The following is a 17,164-nucleotide window of genomic DNA, read 5'->3' on the forward strand; positions in this document are numbered from 1 at the left end:
GACGAACGCAACTTGTCTCTGGGACCGGAACTGCCGTTCGAATTCGCTGTTCGAGTGACGGCGATCAGCCTTCAGGGCTCCGGAGCTTCGAAAGCCGCCTGGAAGGACGCCATCCGGGAAGCGGCGCGCAAGGCCTTGCCTGAAGGCTCCTGGCTTCTCACAGAGCCGCTCGCCGTCACCATCTTCATCTTTCCCGGCGCGGTCATGCAGGGCGATGTCGACAACAGGGTAAAGCCGATACTCGATGCCATGGTAAGATGCGTCTATAGCGATGACGAGATCGTGGAGCGGGTCGTCGTTCAGAAGTTCGAACCCGGCCGGGTGTTTGCTTTCCAAAGCCCGACCGATACCCTGGTGTCAGCCTTGGAGGCGGACGAACCCATCATCTATATTCGGGTCACCAACGACCTGCATGAGGAGCTGGCCTGATGGTTTCCGCCATGCTGAACGAGCAAGCGGCGCTCGATAATCTGGAATCTCGTTGGACAAAACGAGGCTATCAGGTGATCCGCCGACCTTCTGCGGATCAACTTCCGGGCTTCTTGCGTGGTTTTCAGCCCGATGCGATCGCCGTCGGCGCGAAACCTCTGTTGGTCATTGAGGTGATGCAGCGCGGAGGCGGCTCAACCGAAACCAAGCTGAAACAGCTGCAAAGTCTGTTTTCCGGCCAAGCAGACTGGCGGCTTGAGGTCGTCTACGCCACCGCCGATGGCGCGCCGCTCGAGACCATCACGCCTCACGATATCCGCACGGCTCTGGGGGAAGCCCGCCGGCTGTCCGACGACGCCCCCCGCTCGGCGCTCATGATGGCCTGGGCAAGCCTGGAAGCCATTGGGCGGCGTCTGGAGCCAACCCTGGCGGCGCGGAGCCTTTCCACGGGATCTCTGATCGATCTGCTTATTTCGACGGGGCATTTGCCCCAGACGGAAAGCGCCCTGCTGTTCAGGCTGAGCAGCACGCGAAACGCGGTCGCTCATGGACAGTTGGATCTCACCCCGGCCCCCGCGGATGTAAGGCGGCTGGTGGACCTGGGCGAACGACTGGTCGCCTGAAGTCAACGCGACCAACGTCCAGACCCGCCGGGTTTTCCCGACGCAGTGCGTCAAATAACCCCTACCCTTGACTTCGCACGTGCAATAAACGACATAGGCCCTACGCCATCCGGCGTTATCGGCCGCTCCAGCCGCGTGAAGGACCTTTCCGGTCCAGCCTGTTGAGCGCCCTGAAAGCTTCTCATCAGACCGCCCGTGTCACGCGGGGCGCTCCCCACCGACCCGCCACCAGGCGAGCCGTGCGAGGATCGCATGCGCCGTCTCGTGGCTGCACGAAAGCTTCTGACTTGACTCAATTCACCGATCTCGGCCTCGCCAAACCGCTTCTGAAGGCGCTGGCCGACAAGGGCTACACCACGCCCACCCCGATCCAGGCGCAAGCCATTCCGACCGTGCTGTCGGGCCGCGACCTGCTGGGCATCGCCCAGACCGGCACCGGCAAGACCGCCGCCTTCGCCCTGCCGATCCTGCACCGCCTGGCCGAGGACAAGCGCCCGGCCCCGCGCCGCGGCTTCCGCTGCCTGGTCCTCTCCCCGACCCGCGAGCTGGCCACCCAGATCGCCGACAACTTCAAGGCCTATGGCGCCCACCTGGGCCTGACCGTCGCCACCATCTTCGGCGGCGTGAAGTACGGCCCGCAGATGAAGGCCCTGGCGGCCGGCGTCGACGTGGTCGTGGCCACCCCGGGCCGCCTGATGGACCACCTGGGCGAAAAGAGCGCCCACCTGAACGGCGTCGAGATCTTCGTGCTCGACGAGGCCGACCAGATGCTGGACCTGGGCTTCGTGGTGCCGATCCGCAAGATCGCCAGCCAACTGCCCAAGGAACGCCAGAACCTGTTCTTCTCGGCCACCATGCCCAGCGAGATCGGCAAGCTGGCCGGCGAGCTGCTGAAGAACCCGGCCCAGGTGTCGATCACCCCGCAGGCCACCACGGTCGAGCGCATCGACCAGTCGCTGATCTTCATCGAGGCCCAGCGCAAGCGCCCCCTGCTGGCTGAGCTGCTGGCCGATCGCAGCGTCGAGCGCGCCATCGTCTTCACCCGCACCAAGCGCGGCGCCGACCGGGTGGCCAAGTACCTGACCGCCAGCGGCATCGAGTCCGCCGCCATTCACGGCGACAAGACCCAGGGCCAGCGCGAACGGGCCCTGGCCTCGTTCAAGGCCGGCCAGGTCAAGGCGCTGATCGCCACCGACATCGCCGCCCGCGGCATCGACGTCAACGACATCAGCCACGTGTTCAACTACGAGCTGCCCAACGTGCCGGAGGCCTATGTCCACCGGATCGGCCGCACCGCCCGCAAGGGCAAGGACGGCATCGCCATCAGCTTCTGCGCCGATGACGAGCGTCCGCTGCTGAAGGACATCCAGAAGGCCACCCGCCAGACGATCCCGACCTTCGACCGCCGCAACGACAAGGGCCTCGCGGCCGCCGCGGCCGTGGCCGACAAGCTGGCCCCGCCGGAGAAGTACGTCGATCCGCGCCGCGCCGACCCGCGCAACAATGTCCCGTCCGAACTGCGCCGCCAGCGCAATCGCCCGGCCAAGGGCGGCGGCGCCGGCCAAGGCCAGGGCAAGCCCGGCGGCCAGAACCGCGGTCGCAACGGCGGCGGCCAGGGTAATGGCCAAGGCCAGGCGCAAGCCCAGGGCCAGGCCCGCGCCGCCGGCGGTGATTTCCGCGGCCCCAAGCGCGCGGCCGCCCCGTCCGAACGCTGGAACCCGATCGACTAAGGACGGCTGACGCCTCCCAAGCAAAACGCCCGCTCCGGTCTCCCGGGGCGGGCGTTTCTCGTTCAGGGGCGGTCTTCCCAAGATCCCTTCCCTCCCCCTCGCGGGGAGGGTGGCCCTGGCGGCGCCAGGGTCGGGTGGGGGGCTGCTGAGTCGACAGAAAAAACCTCCGTCGAACGCCCTGCACCGATCCCCCACCCGTCGGCTTCGCCGCCACCCTCCCCGCAAGGGGGAGGGAAAGAAGAGAGAGAGAGAGAGAGACCTCTACGCCTTGAAGAAAGCCAGCAGGTCCTTGTTGATCAGTTCGGGGTGCGTCGTGGCCATGCCGTGCGGCAGGCCCGGATAGGTCTTCAGCACGCCGTTCTTCAGCAGCTTGATGCTCAGATGGGCGCTGTCGGCGATCGGCACCAGCTGGTCGTCCTCGCCGTGCATCACCAGCACCGGCAGGTCGACGGCCTTGAGGTCGTCGGTGAAGTCGGTCTCGGAGAAGGCGGTGATGCAGTCGTAGTGGGCCTTGGCGCCGCCCATCATGCCCTGGCGCCACCAGTTCTCGACCGTGGCCGGCGAGACCTTCGCGCCGGGACGGTTGTAGCCGTAGAACGGGCCGGCCGCGACGTCGTGGAAGAACTGGGCGCGGTTGGCGGCCAGGGCGGCGCGGAAGCCGTCGAACACTTCCTTGGGCAGGCCGCCGGGATTGGCCGCCGTCTTCAGCATGATCGGCGGCACCGCGCCCATCAGCACCACCTTGGCGACCCGGCCGGCGTCGGCCCGGGCGGCGTAGTGGATGGCCTCGCCGCCGCCGGTGGAGTGGCCGACATGGATGGCGTTCCTCAGGTCCAGGTGGCGGGCCAGGGCCACGACGTCGGCGGCGTAGGTGTCCATCTCGTTGCCGGTGTCGGTCTGGGTGGAGCGGCCATGGCCGCGGCGATCATGGGCGATGACCCGGTAGCCCTGGCCCACGAAGAACAGCATCTGGGCGTCCCAGTCGTCGCTGCTGAGCGGCCAGCCGTGGTGGAAGACGATCGGCTGGGCGGTCTTGGGGCCCCAGTCCTTGTAGAAGATCTGCGTGCCGTCCTGGACGGTGAGGAAGCCGCTGCCGGCGGTCGACTTGGCGGCGCCCGTGGCTCCGGAAGCGCCCTTGGCGGCGGCGGGGCGGTCCTGGGCGGCCGCCGCGAACGGGGCGGCGACCGCGGCGGCGGCGAGGCCCAGGCTGGCGGTCATCATGGTGCGGCGCGAGGCTTGCTGGATCGACTGGCTCATCTTCGTGTCCCTCTGGATCGTTGCGGCGATATTCGTTATCGCGATAACGATATGACTAAGACGCCTGCGACGACCTGTCCAGCATAATCTTTATCGCGATATTATTTTTCGTGGTATGAACCTGGCAGGCCGCTTCCGCCATGAGGTTCCCGTCGTGCCCATCCCGCTGGACAACCAGATCTGCTTCAGCCTCTACGCCACCAGCATGGCGATCACCCGCACGTACAAGCCGATGCTGGACGCGATGGGGATCACCTATCCGCAGTACCTGGTGCTGAACGTGCTGGGCGAGGCCGAGGGCCGCGACGGCGGCGCGACGGTGGGCGCGATCGCCCAACGGCTGGCGCTGGAGTCCAGCACGATCACCCCGCTGGTCAAGCGCCTGGAGCAGGCCGGCCTGGTCGCCCGCCGACGCGGCGTGGTGGACGAACGCCAGGTCCAGGTCAGCCTCACCGACGCCGGGCGCGCCCTGCTGAACCAGTGCGACTGCCTGGGCGAGACCCTGCTGGCCAAGTCGGCCATGACCCTGGACCAGCTGGACGCTCTCAACCGCCAGGTCCAGGCGCTGCGCGCGGCGCTGGTGGACGAAGCTAAGACTTAGCCTTCACACCCCCAAAACACCGCTCATCCCGGCGAATGCCGGGACCCAGATGGAATAGCTTTGAGGCTGACGCCACAAGCTCTGAGCTTTTCCAACTCGCCACACCGCTAAGGGATCTGGGTCCCGGCATTCGCCGGGATGAGCGGATCTAAATGGAATCAAAAACGCCCGCCCCGGTCTCCCGGGGCGGGCGTTTCAGTTCACCAGACGCTCAGGGTTTAAACCAGCGCCCCGTGGCAGTGCTTGAACTTCTTGCCCGAGCCGCAGGGGCAGGCGCCGTTGCGGGCGGTGTATTCCCAGCCTTCCGGCAGGACCGAGACCGGCAGGGCCTCGCGCTGCTCCGGCGACAGGCCTTCGGGCAGGGCCCCGGCCACGGCGACGTTCTCGCCGCTCAGCGGGTCCAGGTGGACCGGGATCAGGCCCTCGGGCGTGTGCAGCGGCTCGGGCTCGGCATAGGCGATCTCGACCGTCATCAACCAGCGCGTGGTGTTGGTGCGCAGGTCGCCCAGCAGCTTCTCGAACAGCGAGAAGGCCTCGGTCTTGTACTCGTTCAGCGGGTCGCGCTGGCCGTAGCCGCGCAGGCCGATGACGTTGCGCAGGTGGTCCAGGTGCATCAGGTGTTCGCGCCACTGCAGGTCGATCATCTGCAGCAGGAAGTTCTTCTCCACCGAGCGCATCTGCTCGGGGGTGATGATCACTTCGCGCTCGGCGGCGTAGGCGTCGGCGGCCTTGGTCAGGCGCTCGCGCATCTCCTCGTCGCCGAAGCCTTCCTCGGCGGCCCATTCCTTCAGCGGCAGGGTCAGGCCCAGGATCGCCTGGACGCGCTCGTCCAGCCCCTCGATGTCCCACTGCTCGGCATAGGCCTTGGGCGGCATGTAGCGGGCGACGAAATCGTCGATCACGTCATGGCGCATCTCGGTGATGATTTCCGAGAGATCCGTGGCCTCCATGAACTCCTGGCGCTGCTCGAACACGGCCTTGCGCTGGTCGTTGACGACGTCGTCGTACTTCAGGAGGTTCTTGCGGATTTCGTAGTTGCGCTGCTCGACGCGCTTCTGGGCGGTGGCGATGGCGTTGTTCAGCCACTTGTGGGTGATCGCCTCGCCTTCCTGCACGCCGAAGGTGCGCATGATCGCGTCCAGGCGCTCGCCGGCGAAGATGCGCAGCAGGTCGTCCTCGCACGACAGGAAGAACTTCGAACGGCCCGGGTCGCCCTGGCGGCCGGTACGACCGCGCAGCTGGTTATCGATGCGGCGGCTCTCGTGGCGCTCGGTGCCCAGCACGAACAGGCCGCCGGCGGCCAGGGCCTTGGCCTTGGCCTCGCCGATCTCGGCTTCCAGCTCGGCCTTCTGGGCCAGCTCGTCCTCGTGGGTCGGGGTGACGCCCAGGCCCTTCTGCTGCTGGCGCCAGTTGGCCAGGCGCATGTCGAGGTTGCCGCCCAGCTGGATGTCGGTGCCGCGGCCGGCCATGTTAGTGGCGATGGTCACCGCCCCGGGCACACCCGCGTCGGCGACGATGCCGGCTTCCTGTTCGTGGAAGCGGGCGTTCAGCACCTGGTGCGGAATGCCCTTGTGCTTCTTGCCTTCCCATTCCCAGGCGTAGGTCGACAGCAGCCTGGACAGCTCTTCGGACTTCTCGATCGACACCGTGCCGACCAGGATCGGCTGGCCGCGGGCGTGGCAGTCGGCGATCTGCTTGAGGATCGACTGGTTCTTCTCGGCCTCGGTGCGATAGACCTCGTCGTCGTCGTCGATGCGCTGGACCGGACGGTTGGTCGGGATCTCGCTGACGCTCATCTTGTAGATGTCGTCGAATTCCTGGGCCTCGGTCGCCGCGGTGCCGGTCATGCCAGCCAGCTTCTTGTAGAGGCGGAAGTAGTTCTGGATGGTCACCGAGGCCAGGGTCTGGTTCTCGGGCTGGATGTCGGCGCCTTCCTTGGCCTCGATGGCCTGGTGCAGGCCTTCCGACAGCCGGCGGCCGGTCATCATGCGGCCGGTGAACTCGTCGATCAGGATCACCTCGGCGTCCTTGACGATGTAGTCCTTGTCGAGCGTGTAGAGCACATTGGCCCGCAGGGCCTGGTTGACGTGGTGCACGACCGAGATGTTGGCGGCGTCATAGAGGCCGGCGGTGTCCTCGGCCAGGTGGCCGCCCGCCATCAGGATCTCTTCGATCCGCTCCTGGCCGTCCTCGGTGAGGATGACCTGCTTCTGCTTCTCGTCGTGATCGTAGTTGGTCTTGTCCTTGATGAGCTCTTTCACCAGGACGTCGATGGTCTTGTAGAACTCGCTGCGGTCCTCGGTCGGGCCCGAGATGATCAGCGGCGTGCGGGCCTCGTCGATCAGGATCGAGTCGACCTCGTCGACGATCACGTAATGGTGGCCGCGCTGGACCATTTCCTCGACGCTGTAGACGAGGTTGTCGCGCAGGTAGTCGAAGCCGAACTCGTTGTTGGTGCCGTAGGTGATGTCGCTGCGGTAGGCGCGTTGGCGCTCGCCCTGGCTCAGGCCGTTGACAATCACGCCGTACGACAGGCCCAGGAAGTTGTGGATCTGGCCCATCCACTCGGCGTCGCGCTTGGCCAGGTAGTCGTTCACGGTGATGACGTGGACGCCCTTGCCTTCCAGCGCGTTGAGGTAGGTGGGCAGGGTGGCGACCAGGGTCTTGCCCTCGCCGGTGCGCATTTCCGAGATCCCGCCCGAGTGCAGGACCATGCCGCCCACCATCTGGACGTCGAAGTGGCGCATGCCCAGCACGCGCTTGCTGGCCTCGCGCACGGTGGCGAAGGCCTCGACCAGCAGGCTGTCGAGCGTCTCGCCCTTGGCCAGCCGGGCCTTGAATTCGTCGGTCTTGGCGCGCAGCGCGTCGTCGGACAGAGCGGCGTATTCCGGCTCCAGGGCGTTGATCTTCGCCACCTGGGCGGACATCGCCTTGACCTTGCGTTCGTTGGAAGAGCCGAAGAGCTTTTTGGCGAAGCCGAGCATGAAGAGAAGGTTCCGGAGCGGTGTCTGTGAGGCCGGCGCTAGGGCTTGAAGGCCTTCACTACGGTAAATTCGAGGCGGCGAAGCGCGCGGAAATTCCACGTCCTGTGCGCGCGCGGAGACTTAAGCACCGGTCCACCGGGTGTCAACGCGAGCGCTTACAGTCATGAACCTTGCGACGGCGGGGTGGAAACAATCCGGCGCCTAAATCGCCGCCACCAAAACTGGTTCCCAAGGTCATCTTCTTATCCACCGTCATTCCGGGCCTTGTGCCCGGAACCCCTCTGCCCGCCGCAGGTGCGCATGCGTGGCGCGCCAGCGCGCCAAGGCGTCTCACTGTCGGATGAACCAGGGGTTCCGGGCACAAGGCCCGGAATGACGAAACTATTTTGAAGCTGCGCGGCGTCTATCGCGACGAGATCGCGAAGCTGTTTCCTCTTGGCGATAAACCGCGCTAGAGCGCTGAGTGAGAGTCAGCCGGAGATCGGCCCCTTATGAATATCAGCAAGTCCCGCGTTCACGGCCTCGTCGCCGTCCTGGTCCTTTCCCTGCTGGTCGCCGCCTGCGGCCGCGACAAGGCCGACGAGCGCCCGCCCGAACCCGGCGACACCGCCGTGGCCAAGGTGGACGGCCACACGGTCTGGGCCTCGGACGTCAAGCGCGAGGCGGTGGCCCAGGGGCTGATCAGCGAGGGCGAGCCGCTGGACATCGGTTCGGACCTGTTCCGTCAGCGCCTGGACGAGGTGATCGACCAGAAGCTGCTGGCCGCCGAGGCCCTCAAGCAGAAGCTGGACAAGGATCCGGTGGCCCAGCGCCGCCTGGCCGCCGCGCGCGAGCGCATCCTGGGCGACATGCTGGTCGAGAATGTCGTCGAGAAGGCGGTCAACGAGAACGCCATTCGCGGCCTCTACGCCGAGCAGCAGAAGCTGTCCAAGCGCAGCGAGGAGATCCGCGCCCGCCAGATCCTGGTCGGCAGCCAGGCCGACGCCGAGGCCGTCAAGAAGCTGCTGGCCGCCGGCGCCTCGTTTGACGCCCTGGCCATGGAGCGCTCGACCGACCCGGCCACCCGCTTCAACGGCGGCGACCTGGGCTATTTCACAGTCGACGTCATGCCGCCGGCCTACGCCGTGGCCTTGAAGGACGCCCAGAAGGGCGCGCTGGTCGGCCCGTTCCAGACGGAAGGCGGCTGGGCCGTGCTGCGCGTCGAGGACAAGCGCCTGGAGGAGCCGATCACCCTGGAGGCCGCCCGGCCGCAGATCGTGCGCTTCCTGACCTATGACCAGGTCCGCGACCTGCTGGAGAAGCTGCGCGGCGGCGCCAAGGTCGAGATGCTGACGGGCAAGCCCCAGGCCGTGCCCGGCGCGCCGCAGGAGCCGGCCTCGGCCCCGCCCGGCGCCGCCGACCAGGCCCCCTCCTCCGACCTCGACGACGCCCCGCCGGCGTCCGCCCCCGCTCAAGCTCCGGCCAAGAAATGACCAAGACTCCCAAGCCCGCGCCGAAGACGGCGGCCAAGACCGCCGCCAAGCCCGCCAAGACTCCGGCGGCCGCCAGCGCCCCGACCCCGGCCGAGATCGTCGGCCAGGTCGGCGCCAGCGTCGGCCACACCCTGGAGCGGGCCCTGGTCGACCCGCTGACCGCCGCCCTCAAGCGCGCCGGCCTGCGCCGGGCCCAGAAGGACGCCAATACGGGGAGCCCCGAAGCGGTCCAGGCCGCCAAGCCGGCGACCGCCCCGGCCGCCCAGGGCGCGCCCGGCAAGCCGGGCCTGGCCGTCTCGCCCCTGGCCGTGCCGTTCCCGACCATCCCGCCGATCGCCGGCGTCGAGATCGCCACCGGCCGGGCCGGCTTCTACAAGCACGACCGCGAGGACATGCTGCTGATGCGCTTCGCCGAGGGCACCTCGGCGGCCGGCGTCTTCACCCGCCACGGCGTCGGCTCGGCCCCGGTCGACTGGTGCAAGCGGCAACTGGCCGCTTCCGGCGGGCTGGATGTGCGGGCCCTGGTGGTCAACGCCGGCTGCGCCAACAGCTTCACCGGCAAGCCCGGGGCCGACGCGGTGCGCCGGGTCGCCACGGCCGTCGGCAAGCGCTTCGACTGCCGCCAGCGCGACGTGATGATGGCCTCGACCGGCGTCATCGGCGTGATCCTCGACGACAGCAAGATCACCTCGAACCTGCGCCTGGTGGAAACGCGCCTGACCGAGGACGCCTGGGCCGGCGCCGCCTCGGCGATCATGACCACCGACACCTTCCCGAAGGGCGCCTACGCCACGGCGACCATCGACGGCCACGAGGTGCGGATCGCCGGCATCTGCAAGGGCTCGGGCATGATCGCGCCCGACATGGCCACCATGCTGGCCTTCGTGGCCACGGACGCGGCCATCGCCCCGGCGGCGCTGCAGACCCTGGTCAGCCTCTATACCCGCACCACCTTCAACTGCGTGACGGTGGACGGCGACCGCTCGACCAACGACACCCTGCTGCTGTTCGCCACCGGCCAGTCCGGCGCGCCCAAGATCCACCGGGCCGGCGACCGGCGCCTGGCCGACTTCCGCGAGAAGCTGGAGGCGGTGCTGCTGGACCTGGCCCTGCAGCTGGTCCGCGATGGCGAGGGCGCGACCAAGTTCGTCAAGATCACCGTCAACGGCGCCGAAAGCCCGCTGTCGGCCCGCAAGATCGCCCGCACCATCGCCGAGAGCCCGCTGGTCAAGACCGCCTTCGCCGGGGAGGACGCCAACTGGGGCCGCATCGTCATGGCCGTGGGCCGCGCCGACGAGCCGGTCAACCGCGAGAAGATCAGCGTCAAGTTCGGCGACCTCTACGCCGCCCGCGACGGCCTGGTCTCGGCCGAATATGACGAGGCGGCGATGAGCAGATACGTCAAGCGCGCCGAGTTCGAGGTGTCGGTGGACGTCGGGGTCGGCAAGGGCTCGGCCACGGTCTGGACCTGCGACCTGACCAAGCAGTACGTGGCGATCAACGGGGATTACCGCAGCTAAACCGCCGTGCGTCCTTTGAGGCCCGCTGCGCGGGCGCCTCAGGATGAGGGACTTTTTGCCCTGACTTCCTCATCCTGAGGTGCGCGCTCCTGAGCGCGCCTCGAAGGACGCACGGCGGCCCAGTCCGCCTCACCACCAACGATCGGATCCGACCATGGCCGACGACGCCCCCATCGCCCTCCACGACATCGCCGAGGCCTGCCGCGAGGCCGGCTATGTCGTCGCCGAGATCGACCGCGGCCTGGAGGTCTCCGGAGCCGAGGACGGCGGGGCCTTCTACCTGTTCCCCGAGGGCGACTGGCTGCAGGTCCGTTGCCAGGTGTTCGACCCGGCCGACCTCGACCAGGCCCGCAGCCTGGACGCCCTGTTCGAGACGATCGCCCGCGCCCAGTTCCGCCTGATCGGCTGCCGGTTCGGCTTCGATGTGCTGACCGGCCTGTGGCTGGTCGCCGACCTCTATCCCGGCTTCGACCCCGAACGCCTGCCAGCCGTGCTGGAACAGCTGGCCTTCGTCTGGAGCTCGCTGGGCGAGGTCCTGGACGCCGCGCTGAAGGGAACCGTCGTGGACGAGATCGCCCTGGACGCGGCGTTCGAACTGGAGCCCGACGGGCGGCCGAACTGAGGAGACGCCTCCTGCTAGCCAGCTAACCGCCACTTGTCGGACAATTACTAAAGGTCGCAAACCCCGATCGTTCTTCAAGCAACGATGAGACCAGCCTTGAGCCGTCCCGTCCTTTGTGCTTTTTTGCGGCAATAATCAGACAAAAGCTGCGGGAGACGAAGCGCCATGGATCTTGATCGGCCGAACCGGCGCGCCTTTCTGCTGGCCTCCAGCGCCCTGGCCTTCGCGGGAGCAGCCTCGCCCGCCCTGGCGGTCGCGACGGCCGGCCGCGTGGCCGCCGAGCCGGCGCCGGCCCGTCACGTGGCGCTGAAGCCTTCGATCTTCCAGCAGGCCCAGGCCGCCAACCGCGCCTATCTGGTCTCGCTGTCGGCCGACCGGCTGCTGCACAACTTCCACCAGGGCGCCGGCCTGCCGGTCAAGGCCCCGGTCTATGGCGGCTGGGAGGCCATGAGCATCGCCGGCCACACCCTGGGCCACTACATGACCGCCTGCGCCCTGCAGGTGGCCGGCACGGGCGACCCGGAGCTGAAGGACCGCCTGACCTATATCGTCGCCGAACTGGCCCGCGTGCAGGCCGCCCACGGCGACGGCTACGCGGCTGGCACCACCCGCTGGGGCCAGGCCGACTCGGCCGGCGGCAAGCAGGTGTTCGAGGAACTCCGCCGGGGCGACATCCGCTCGTCGCGCTTCAGCCTCAATGACGGCTGGGTGCCGATCTACACCTGGCACAAGGTGCACGCCGGCCTGCTGGACGCCCACCGCCTGGCCGACACGCCCAAGGCCCTGGACGTCGCCGTGGGCCTGGCCGGCTATTTCGCCACCATCATCGAAGGCCTGAGCGACGAGCAGGTGCAGCAGATCCTGGTCGCCGAGCACGGCGGGATCAACGAGGCCTATGCCGAGACCTACGCCCTGACCGGCGACGAGCGCTGGCTGAAGGTCGCGCGCCGGCTGCGCCACAGGGCGGTGCTCGACCCCATCGCCGAGGGCCGCGACGAACTGGCCGGCCTGCACGCCAACACCCAGATCCCCAAGGTCATCGGCCTGGCGCGACTGTACGAAGTGGGCGGCGATCCGGCCGAGGCCCGGGCCGCGCGGTTCTTCCACCAAGTGGTCACCCAGAACCACAGCTACGTCATCGGCGGCAATTCCGACCGCGAGCATTTCGGCAAGCCGAACGAGATCGCCCGCCACATGGCCGAAACCACCTGCGAGGCCTGCAACAGCTACAACATGCTGAAGCTGACCCGCCGCCTGTGGAGCTGGGCGCCGCAGGGGTCGCTGTTCGACTATTATGAGCGGACCCAGCTGAACCACATCATGGCCCACCAGCGGCCGAGCGACGGCATGTTCGTCTATTTCATGCCGATGGCGGCGGGCGGACGGCGCAGCTACTCCACGCGCGACGACAGCTTCTGGTGCTGCGTCGGCTCGGGCATGGAGAGCCACGCCAAGCACGCTGATTCCATCTGGTGGCGGGGCGGCGACACCCTCTATCTCAACCTCTTCGTCCCTTCGCGCCTGGACCTGCCGGACGGGGATTTCGCCATCGACCTGGACACCCGCTATCCGGCCGAGGGGCTGGTGCGGCTGAACGTCGAGCGGGCCCCGGCGGGCGAGCACGAGATCGCCGTGCGCCTGCCGGGCTGGTGCGCGGCCCCGGTGGTCAAGGTCAATGGGACGCCGATGGGACGGCGCGGCGGCGACGGCTACGCGCGCCTCAAGCGCCGCTGGAAAGCCGGCGACCGGGTCGAACTGGTGCTGCCGATGGCCCTGCGGGCGGAGGCGACGCCGGACGACCCCAACCTCGTGGCCTTCGTCAGCGGTCCGCTGGTGCTGGCCGCCGACCTGGGTCCAGCCGAACGGCCCTTCGAGCGAGCCGCCCCCGCCCTGCTGGGCGACGGGCCTCCGGCGACGCTGCTGCGCAAGGCCGGCCCGGCGCCGCACGCCTATGTCGCCGACCTGGCCACGGGCGGCACGGCGACCTTCAGCCCGTTCTACGCCCAGTACGCGCGCCGCACGGCCGTCTACGCCCCGGTCTTCACCAAGGCCCGCTGGGCGGCGGAGGGACCGGGCTTCCTGGCCGCCGAACAGGCCCGCATCGAGGCCGTGGGCCGCACCGTCGACACGGTCTATCTGGGCGAACAGCAGCCGGAGGTCGACCACGGGGTGAGCGCCGCCAACGGCGAGATCATCCAGTTGAACGGCCGCAGCGGTCGCAAGCTCAATCCCGGCGGTTGGCTGGAGATGACCCTGAACCGCCGCCCCGGGCGCATGAGCCTGCAGCTGGTCTACTGGGGGCAGGACGCGGGCCAGGGGGTCAAGGTCCTGGTCGACGGCGCCCCCGCCGGCGTCGTCGAGACCCCGGCGGACAAGCGCGACGGCTTCTTCGCCGTGGACCTGCCGCTGCCGCCCGGCGCCGGCCCGGCGCGGGTGCGGCTCGAGGCGGGCGAAAAGGCGGCCGTGTTCTACGAGGCGCGGGTCATGGCGGGCTAGCGACCCGGCGCCGGCGGTCCTCTCGGTCCGGCCGCAGCCGGGCGTTGCGGCTGTCATCCTTTGTCACAAACGCGATGCAGAGCCGAAAGGCGGCCTCGCCACTCTCGACCCCAGAAGGCGGCTCGCCATCGAGCGGCCTGTTCGGGAGAACGAGGATGACCAAGACCCGTACCGCCCTGCTGGCTCTGAGCGCTATCGCCGGCCTGGCCGCCGGCGGCGCGGCGAGCGCCGAGACCACGCCCCTGCCGGCCCGGCAGGTCGCCCTGGGCGCCGACCACTTCCACGCCCGCGCCCAGGTCGTGGACGATCCGCTGGACATCGAGACCGTGATCAGCTCCGAACCCGGCTTCCAGACCGGCAAGGGCCTGTTCCGGGCGCCCAGCAACGACAACCACCTGCGCGCCGTCGTCGACAAGCGATCGGGCGCCACGCGCTTCGAGGTCCGCCAGGTCCTCACCTACATGGGTCCGGTCAGGGGCTATGGCGAAGTGGCCTATGAAACCGGCCAGTGGCCGGTCCGCGCGCCGGTGACCAAGATCAAGGACAACGCCGGCTACTGCTTCGTGTTCGAGGCGCCGGAGCTGTGCCGCGAGGAGGTCGCCTTCGAGATCTCCGAAAGCGAGCTGCGCCGCGCCGCCGCCCAGCCGGGCGCCTGGCGCTTCAAGTTCAAGTCCGACGGCGGCGACGAGCATCGCACCGCCATCACCCATGCCGAGATCGAAGGCCTGCTCAAGGCCGTCGACGGCTACCGCCGCACCCTGCCCGCCGTCCAGGCCGAAGCCGACACCGCGGCGGACGGCTGAACCACCCTTCCACCCCTGAATGTCCCGGAGTTTGTCACCCGCATGAAAATTCTCGCGTCCATCGGCCTCGCCGCCGTCTGCCTGGCGGCCTCCCCCGCCTTCGCCGGTCCTGCCGGCACCGGCCTGACCTTCACCGAGGAGGTGGCCAGGAAAGCTCTCCAGAAGAAGCGGGCCGCGGAGCTCCGCTCGCCCTCCGACTGCGCCGCGCCCAAGGCGGGAGAGCCCCGCAAGTCCGACGACGCCAAGCCGGACGGCGCGGCGTCCGACAGCTGCCGGGCCAGCTAGGCCTAGCGGCCGTACCGCCGTTCAGGACCCGGAAAGGCCCAGGCGGCCCGCCCTCGCGTGTTCCCCTCCCCCGCGGCGCGCGAGGGCTCCATCTGGCCGGGAAAGTCTCGGCGCGTTCCGGCTTTTGCGTTCGAGCCCGGACGGAAAAACCTCGACACCGATCTTGTTCGCGCGGTCGCCGCGCCTAAGTACCCCGAGCATATGGATTATTCAGGCCACGGAACAATCGTCCCGCCGCGTGACATGGCGACAGCGCCGCTGGCGCCCACCATCCTGATCGTCGAGGACGATCCCGCGCTGCGCACCTTGCTGATGCGGCTGCTTCGCGAGGAAGGCTTCCAGCCGCTCAGCGCCGGCCACGGCGCGGAAATGGCGCGGCTTCTCGAGACCAACACCGTCGACCTGATCCTGCTGGACGTCATGCTGCCCGGCAGCAACGGCTTCGACCTGTGCCGGGCCATCCGGCGCGACAGCGAGGTGCCGATCGTCATGCTGAGCGCCCGCGACGACGAGACCGACCGCCTGATCGGCCTGGAGCTCGGCGCCGACGACTATATCGGCAAGCCCTTCAGCAAGAAGGAGCTGATCGCCCGCATCCGCGCCATCCTGCGCCGGGCCCAGGGCGGCGCGCAGTCCAGCCAGCCCCGCGGCCACCAGCAGATGACCTTCGCCGGCTGGAGCCTGGACCCGGGCCGCCGCGAGTTGCTGTCGCCCGACGGGACCTTCATCGAGCTGTCAGGGGCCGAGTTCGACCTGCTGCTGGCCTTCGTCACCTCGCCCCAGCGGGTGATCGGCCGCGAGCGCCTGCTGGAAATGTCGCGCGCCCGCTTCTCGGACGCTTCGGACCGCAGCATCGACGTGCTGGTCAGCCGGCTTCGCCGGAAACTGGCCGTCACCGGCCAGGCCGAGGCGCTGCTGCGGACGGTGCGCGGCGTCGGCTATCTGTTCACGGCGGCGGTGGAGCGTCGATGAAGCCTTGGCGGCTGTGGCCGCAGCGTCTGGGCGGCCAGGTCACCCTGGTCCTGATGCTGGCCGTCGCCCTGGAGTTCATCGGCAGCTCGATCCTGTTCGAGAACAGCCGCATCTATCCCAACCGCGACAACCAGGTCCGGCGCGCGGCCGAGCAGCTGGTCACGGCGGGGAACATCCTGGAAAACATCCCGGCCGCGGAACGTCCCGCGCGGGCGGCGGCCCTGTCCAACCGCGGCGGCCGGCTGGTCTGGTCGCCGCAGTCCGCCCTGGTCGATCGCGAGCGTTCGGCCGAGCACAAGCTGAGGGACGAGTTCCGCGACGCCGAGCCCGGCCTGCGCGACCGGGACCTGCACTTCAACGCGGAGCTGGGCCACGCCCTGCCCCGCGACACCCACCTGAAGGTGGCGCTCAGGCTGCGTGACGGGACCTGGCTGACCCTGAAGACCAGGATCCGGGCCGCGCCCTGGGCGGTGCTGCTCAGCAGCGTCGGCTCGGCCTTCATCCTGGGCCTGGGCGTCATCGCCGCCGCCGCCCTGGTGCTGCGCAATCTCAGCCGTCCGTTGCGGGCCCTGGCCGAGGCCGCCGACAAGGTCGGTCAGGACGCCCATGTGCGCATCGGCGAAACCGGGGCCGGCGACCTGAAGCTGGTGGCCAAGGCCTTCAACGCCATGCAGGACCGGATCGCCGGCCTGCTGCGGGCCCGCACCGACGCCCTGGCCGCCGTCGGCCACGACCTGCGCACGCCGCTCGCCCGCCTGAGGCTGCGGGCGGGCTTCGTCAAGGACGCCGAAGCCCGCGAGGCGCTGGAGGCCGACGTCGACGAGATGACGGCCATGCTCGATTCGCTGCTGGCCTATCTGGGCGGCCAGGAAGATCCCGAGCCCCGGCGCCGCACCGACCTGGCCGCCCTCGCCATGACGGTGGTCGACGACGCCGTCGACGCCGGGCGCCCCGCCGCCTATGACGGCCTCGACCACCTGCCCGTCCAGGCCCGGCCGGTGTCGCTGAAGCGCGCCATCAGCAACATCGTCGAAAACGCCCTGCACTACGGCGGCGAGGCGAACCTGACCCTGACGCGCGAGGGCGCCGCGGCGGTGCTGGCGGTCGAGGACTCCGGTCCGGGCATTCCCGAGGCGGAACTGGCCGAGGTGCTGCAGCCCTTCCACCGCCTGGACAGCGCGCGGGCCCGCAACACCGCCGGCCTGGGCCTGGGCCTGACCATCGTCCAGCAGATCCTGCACCGCGAAGGCGGCGTCCTGGTCCTGAAGAACCGCCCCGAAGGCGGCCTCCGCGTCGAGCTGCGACTGCCCGCGCTGTAGCGCCAGGATCGGCCCCAGTTGAGGCGGACACCCTTGACCGACTGCCGGTCG

14 protein-coding genes are annotated in these 17,164 nt (G+C 68.9%); 12 read left to right on the forward strand and 2 right to left on the reverse strand.

Features of this window, described 5'->3' with window-relative positions:
* Positions 1 to 12 precede the first annotated feature (12 nt).
* From ASD47_RS06965 to ASD47_RS06975, 3 genes are all read left to right on the forward strand, one after another.
* Positions 13 to 429: a RusA family crossover junction endodeoxyribonuclease gene (locus ASD47_RS06965; RefSeq protein ID WP_200945233.1), complete on the forward strand. Its 417-nt coding sequence runs from the start codon at positions 13 to 15 to the stop codon at positions 427 to 429.
* Complete coding sequence (locus ASD47_RS06970; RefSeq protein WP_156402143.1) at positions 429 to 1,052, forward strand: hypothetical protein; 624 nt, start codon at positions 429 to 431, stop codon at positions 1,050 to 1,052. The genes ASD47_RS06965 and ASD47_RS06970 overlap by 1 nt, the downstream gene beginning before the upstream one ends.
* A 287-nt stretch (positions 1,053 to 1,339) precedes the next feature.
* A complete protein-coding gene (locus ASD47_RS06975; protein ID WP_056753514.1) occupies positions 1,340 to 2,782 on the forward strand; it encodes a DEAD/DEAH box helicase in 1,443 nt (480 codons plus the stop codon).
* A 261-nt stretch (positions 2,783 to 3,043) separates the two neighbouring features.
* Here ASD47_RS06975 and ASD47_RS06980 read toward each other — a convergent pair whose 3' ends face one another.
* Positions 3,044 to 4,039, reverse strand: coding sequence for an alpha/beta fold hydrolase (locus tag ASD47_RS06980; protein WP_056753517.1), 996 nt, complete (start codon positions 4,037 to 4,039; stop codon positions 3,044 to 3,046).
* 154 nt (positions 4,040 to 4,193) lie between these two features.
* Here ASD47_RS06980 and ASD47_RS06985 point away from each other — a divergent pair, with 154 nt between their 5' ends.
* Positions 4,194 to 4,640, forward strand: a complete 447-nt coding sequence (locus ASD47_RS06985; protein WP_056753677.1) for a MarR family winged helix-turn-helix transcriptional regulator — start codon at positions 4,194 to 4,196, stop codon at positions 4,638 to 4,640.
* A 218-nt stretch (positions 4,641 to 4,858) separates the two neighbouring features.
* On the opposite strand, the gene secA is transcribed toward ASD47_RS06985, so the two are convergent.
* Positions 4,859 to 7,624, reverse strand: coding sequence for a preprotein translocase subunit SecA (gene secA / locus ASD47_RS06990; RefSeq protein WP_056753519.1), 2,766 nt, complete (start codon positions 7,622 to 7,624; stop codon positions 4,859 to 4,861).
* A 491-nt stretch (positions 7,625 to 8,115) separates the two neighbouring features.
* Here secA and ASD47_RS06995 point away from each other — a divergent pair, with 491 nt between their 5' ends.
* From ASD47_RS06995 to ASD47_RS07030, 8 genes are all read left to right on the forward strand, one after another.
* Positions 8,116 to 9,096: a peptidylprolyl isomerase gene (locus tag ASD47_RS06995; protein ID WP_056753521.1), complete on the forward strand. Its 981-nt coding sequence runs from the start codon at positions 8,116 to 8,118 to the stop codon at positions 9,094 to 9,096.
* Positions 9,093 to 10,616, forward strand: a complete 1,524-nt coding sequence (argJ, locus tag ASD47_RS07000) for a bifunctional glutamate N-acetyltransferase/amino-acid acetyltransferase ArgJ (RefSeq protein WP_056753529.1) — start codon at positions 9,093 to 9,095, stop codon at positions 10,614 to 10,616. Before ASD47_RS06995 ends, argJ begins: the two co-directional genes overlap by 4 nt.
* Before the next feature lie 154 nt (positions 10,617 to 10,770).
* Positions 10,771 to 11,238: a hypothetical protein gene (locus ASD47_RS07005; RefSeq protein WP_056753544.1), complete on the forward strand. Its 468-nt coding sequence runs from the start codon at positions 10,771 to 10,773 to the stop codon at positions 11,236 to 11,238.
* 165 nt (positions 11,239 to 11,403) lie between these two features.
* The gene (locus tag ASD47_RS07010; RefSeq protein WP_056753547.1) at positions 11,404 to 13,734 is read left to right on the forward strand and encodes a beta-L-arabinofuranosidase domain-containing protein; all 2,331 of its coding nucleotides are present in this window, start codon (positions 11,404 to 11,406) and stop codon (positions 13,732 to 13,734) included.
* A 155-nt stretch (positions 13,735 to 13,889) separates the two neighbouring features.
* Complete coding sequence (locus ASD47_RS07015; protein WP_056753548.1) at positions 13,890 to 14,537, forward strand: hypothetical protein; 648 nt, start codon at positions 13,890 to 13,892, stop codon at positions 14,535 to 14,537.
* Between the two features lie 42 nt (positions 14,538 to 14,579).
* Positions 14,580 to 14,822: a hypothetical protein gene (locus ASD47_RS07020; protein ID WP_056753549.1), complete on the forward strand. Its 243-nt coding sequence runs from the start codon at positions 14,580 to 14,582 to the stop codon at positions 14,820 to 14,822.
* A gap of 243 nt (positions 14,823 to 15,065) precedes the next feature.
* Positions 15,066 to 15,794, forward strand: coding sequence for a response regulator (locus ASD47_RS07025; protein ID WP_056753553.1), 729 nt, complete (start codon positions 15,066 to 15,068; stop codon positions 15,792 to 15,794).
* On the forward strand, positions 15,791 to 17,113 hold the full coding sequence (locus ASD47_RS07030) for an ATP-binding protein (RefSeq protein WP_056753555.1): 1,323 nt from the start codon (positions 15,791 to 15,793) through the stop codon (positions 17,111 to 17,113). The genes ASD47_RS07025 and ASD47_RS07030 overlap by 4 nt, the downstream gene beginning before the upstream one ends.
* Positions 17,114 to 17,164: the final 51 nt, after the last annotated feature.

This window comes from Caulobacter sp. Root1472 (assembly GCF_001426985.1).
In the GTDB taxonomy this organism is placed as follows: domain Bacteria; phylum Pseudomonadota; class Alphaproteobacteria; order Caulobacterales; family Caulobacteraceae; genus Caulobacter; species Caulobacter rhizosphaerae.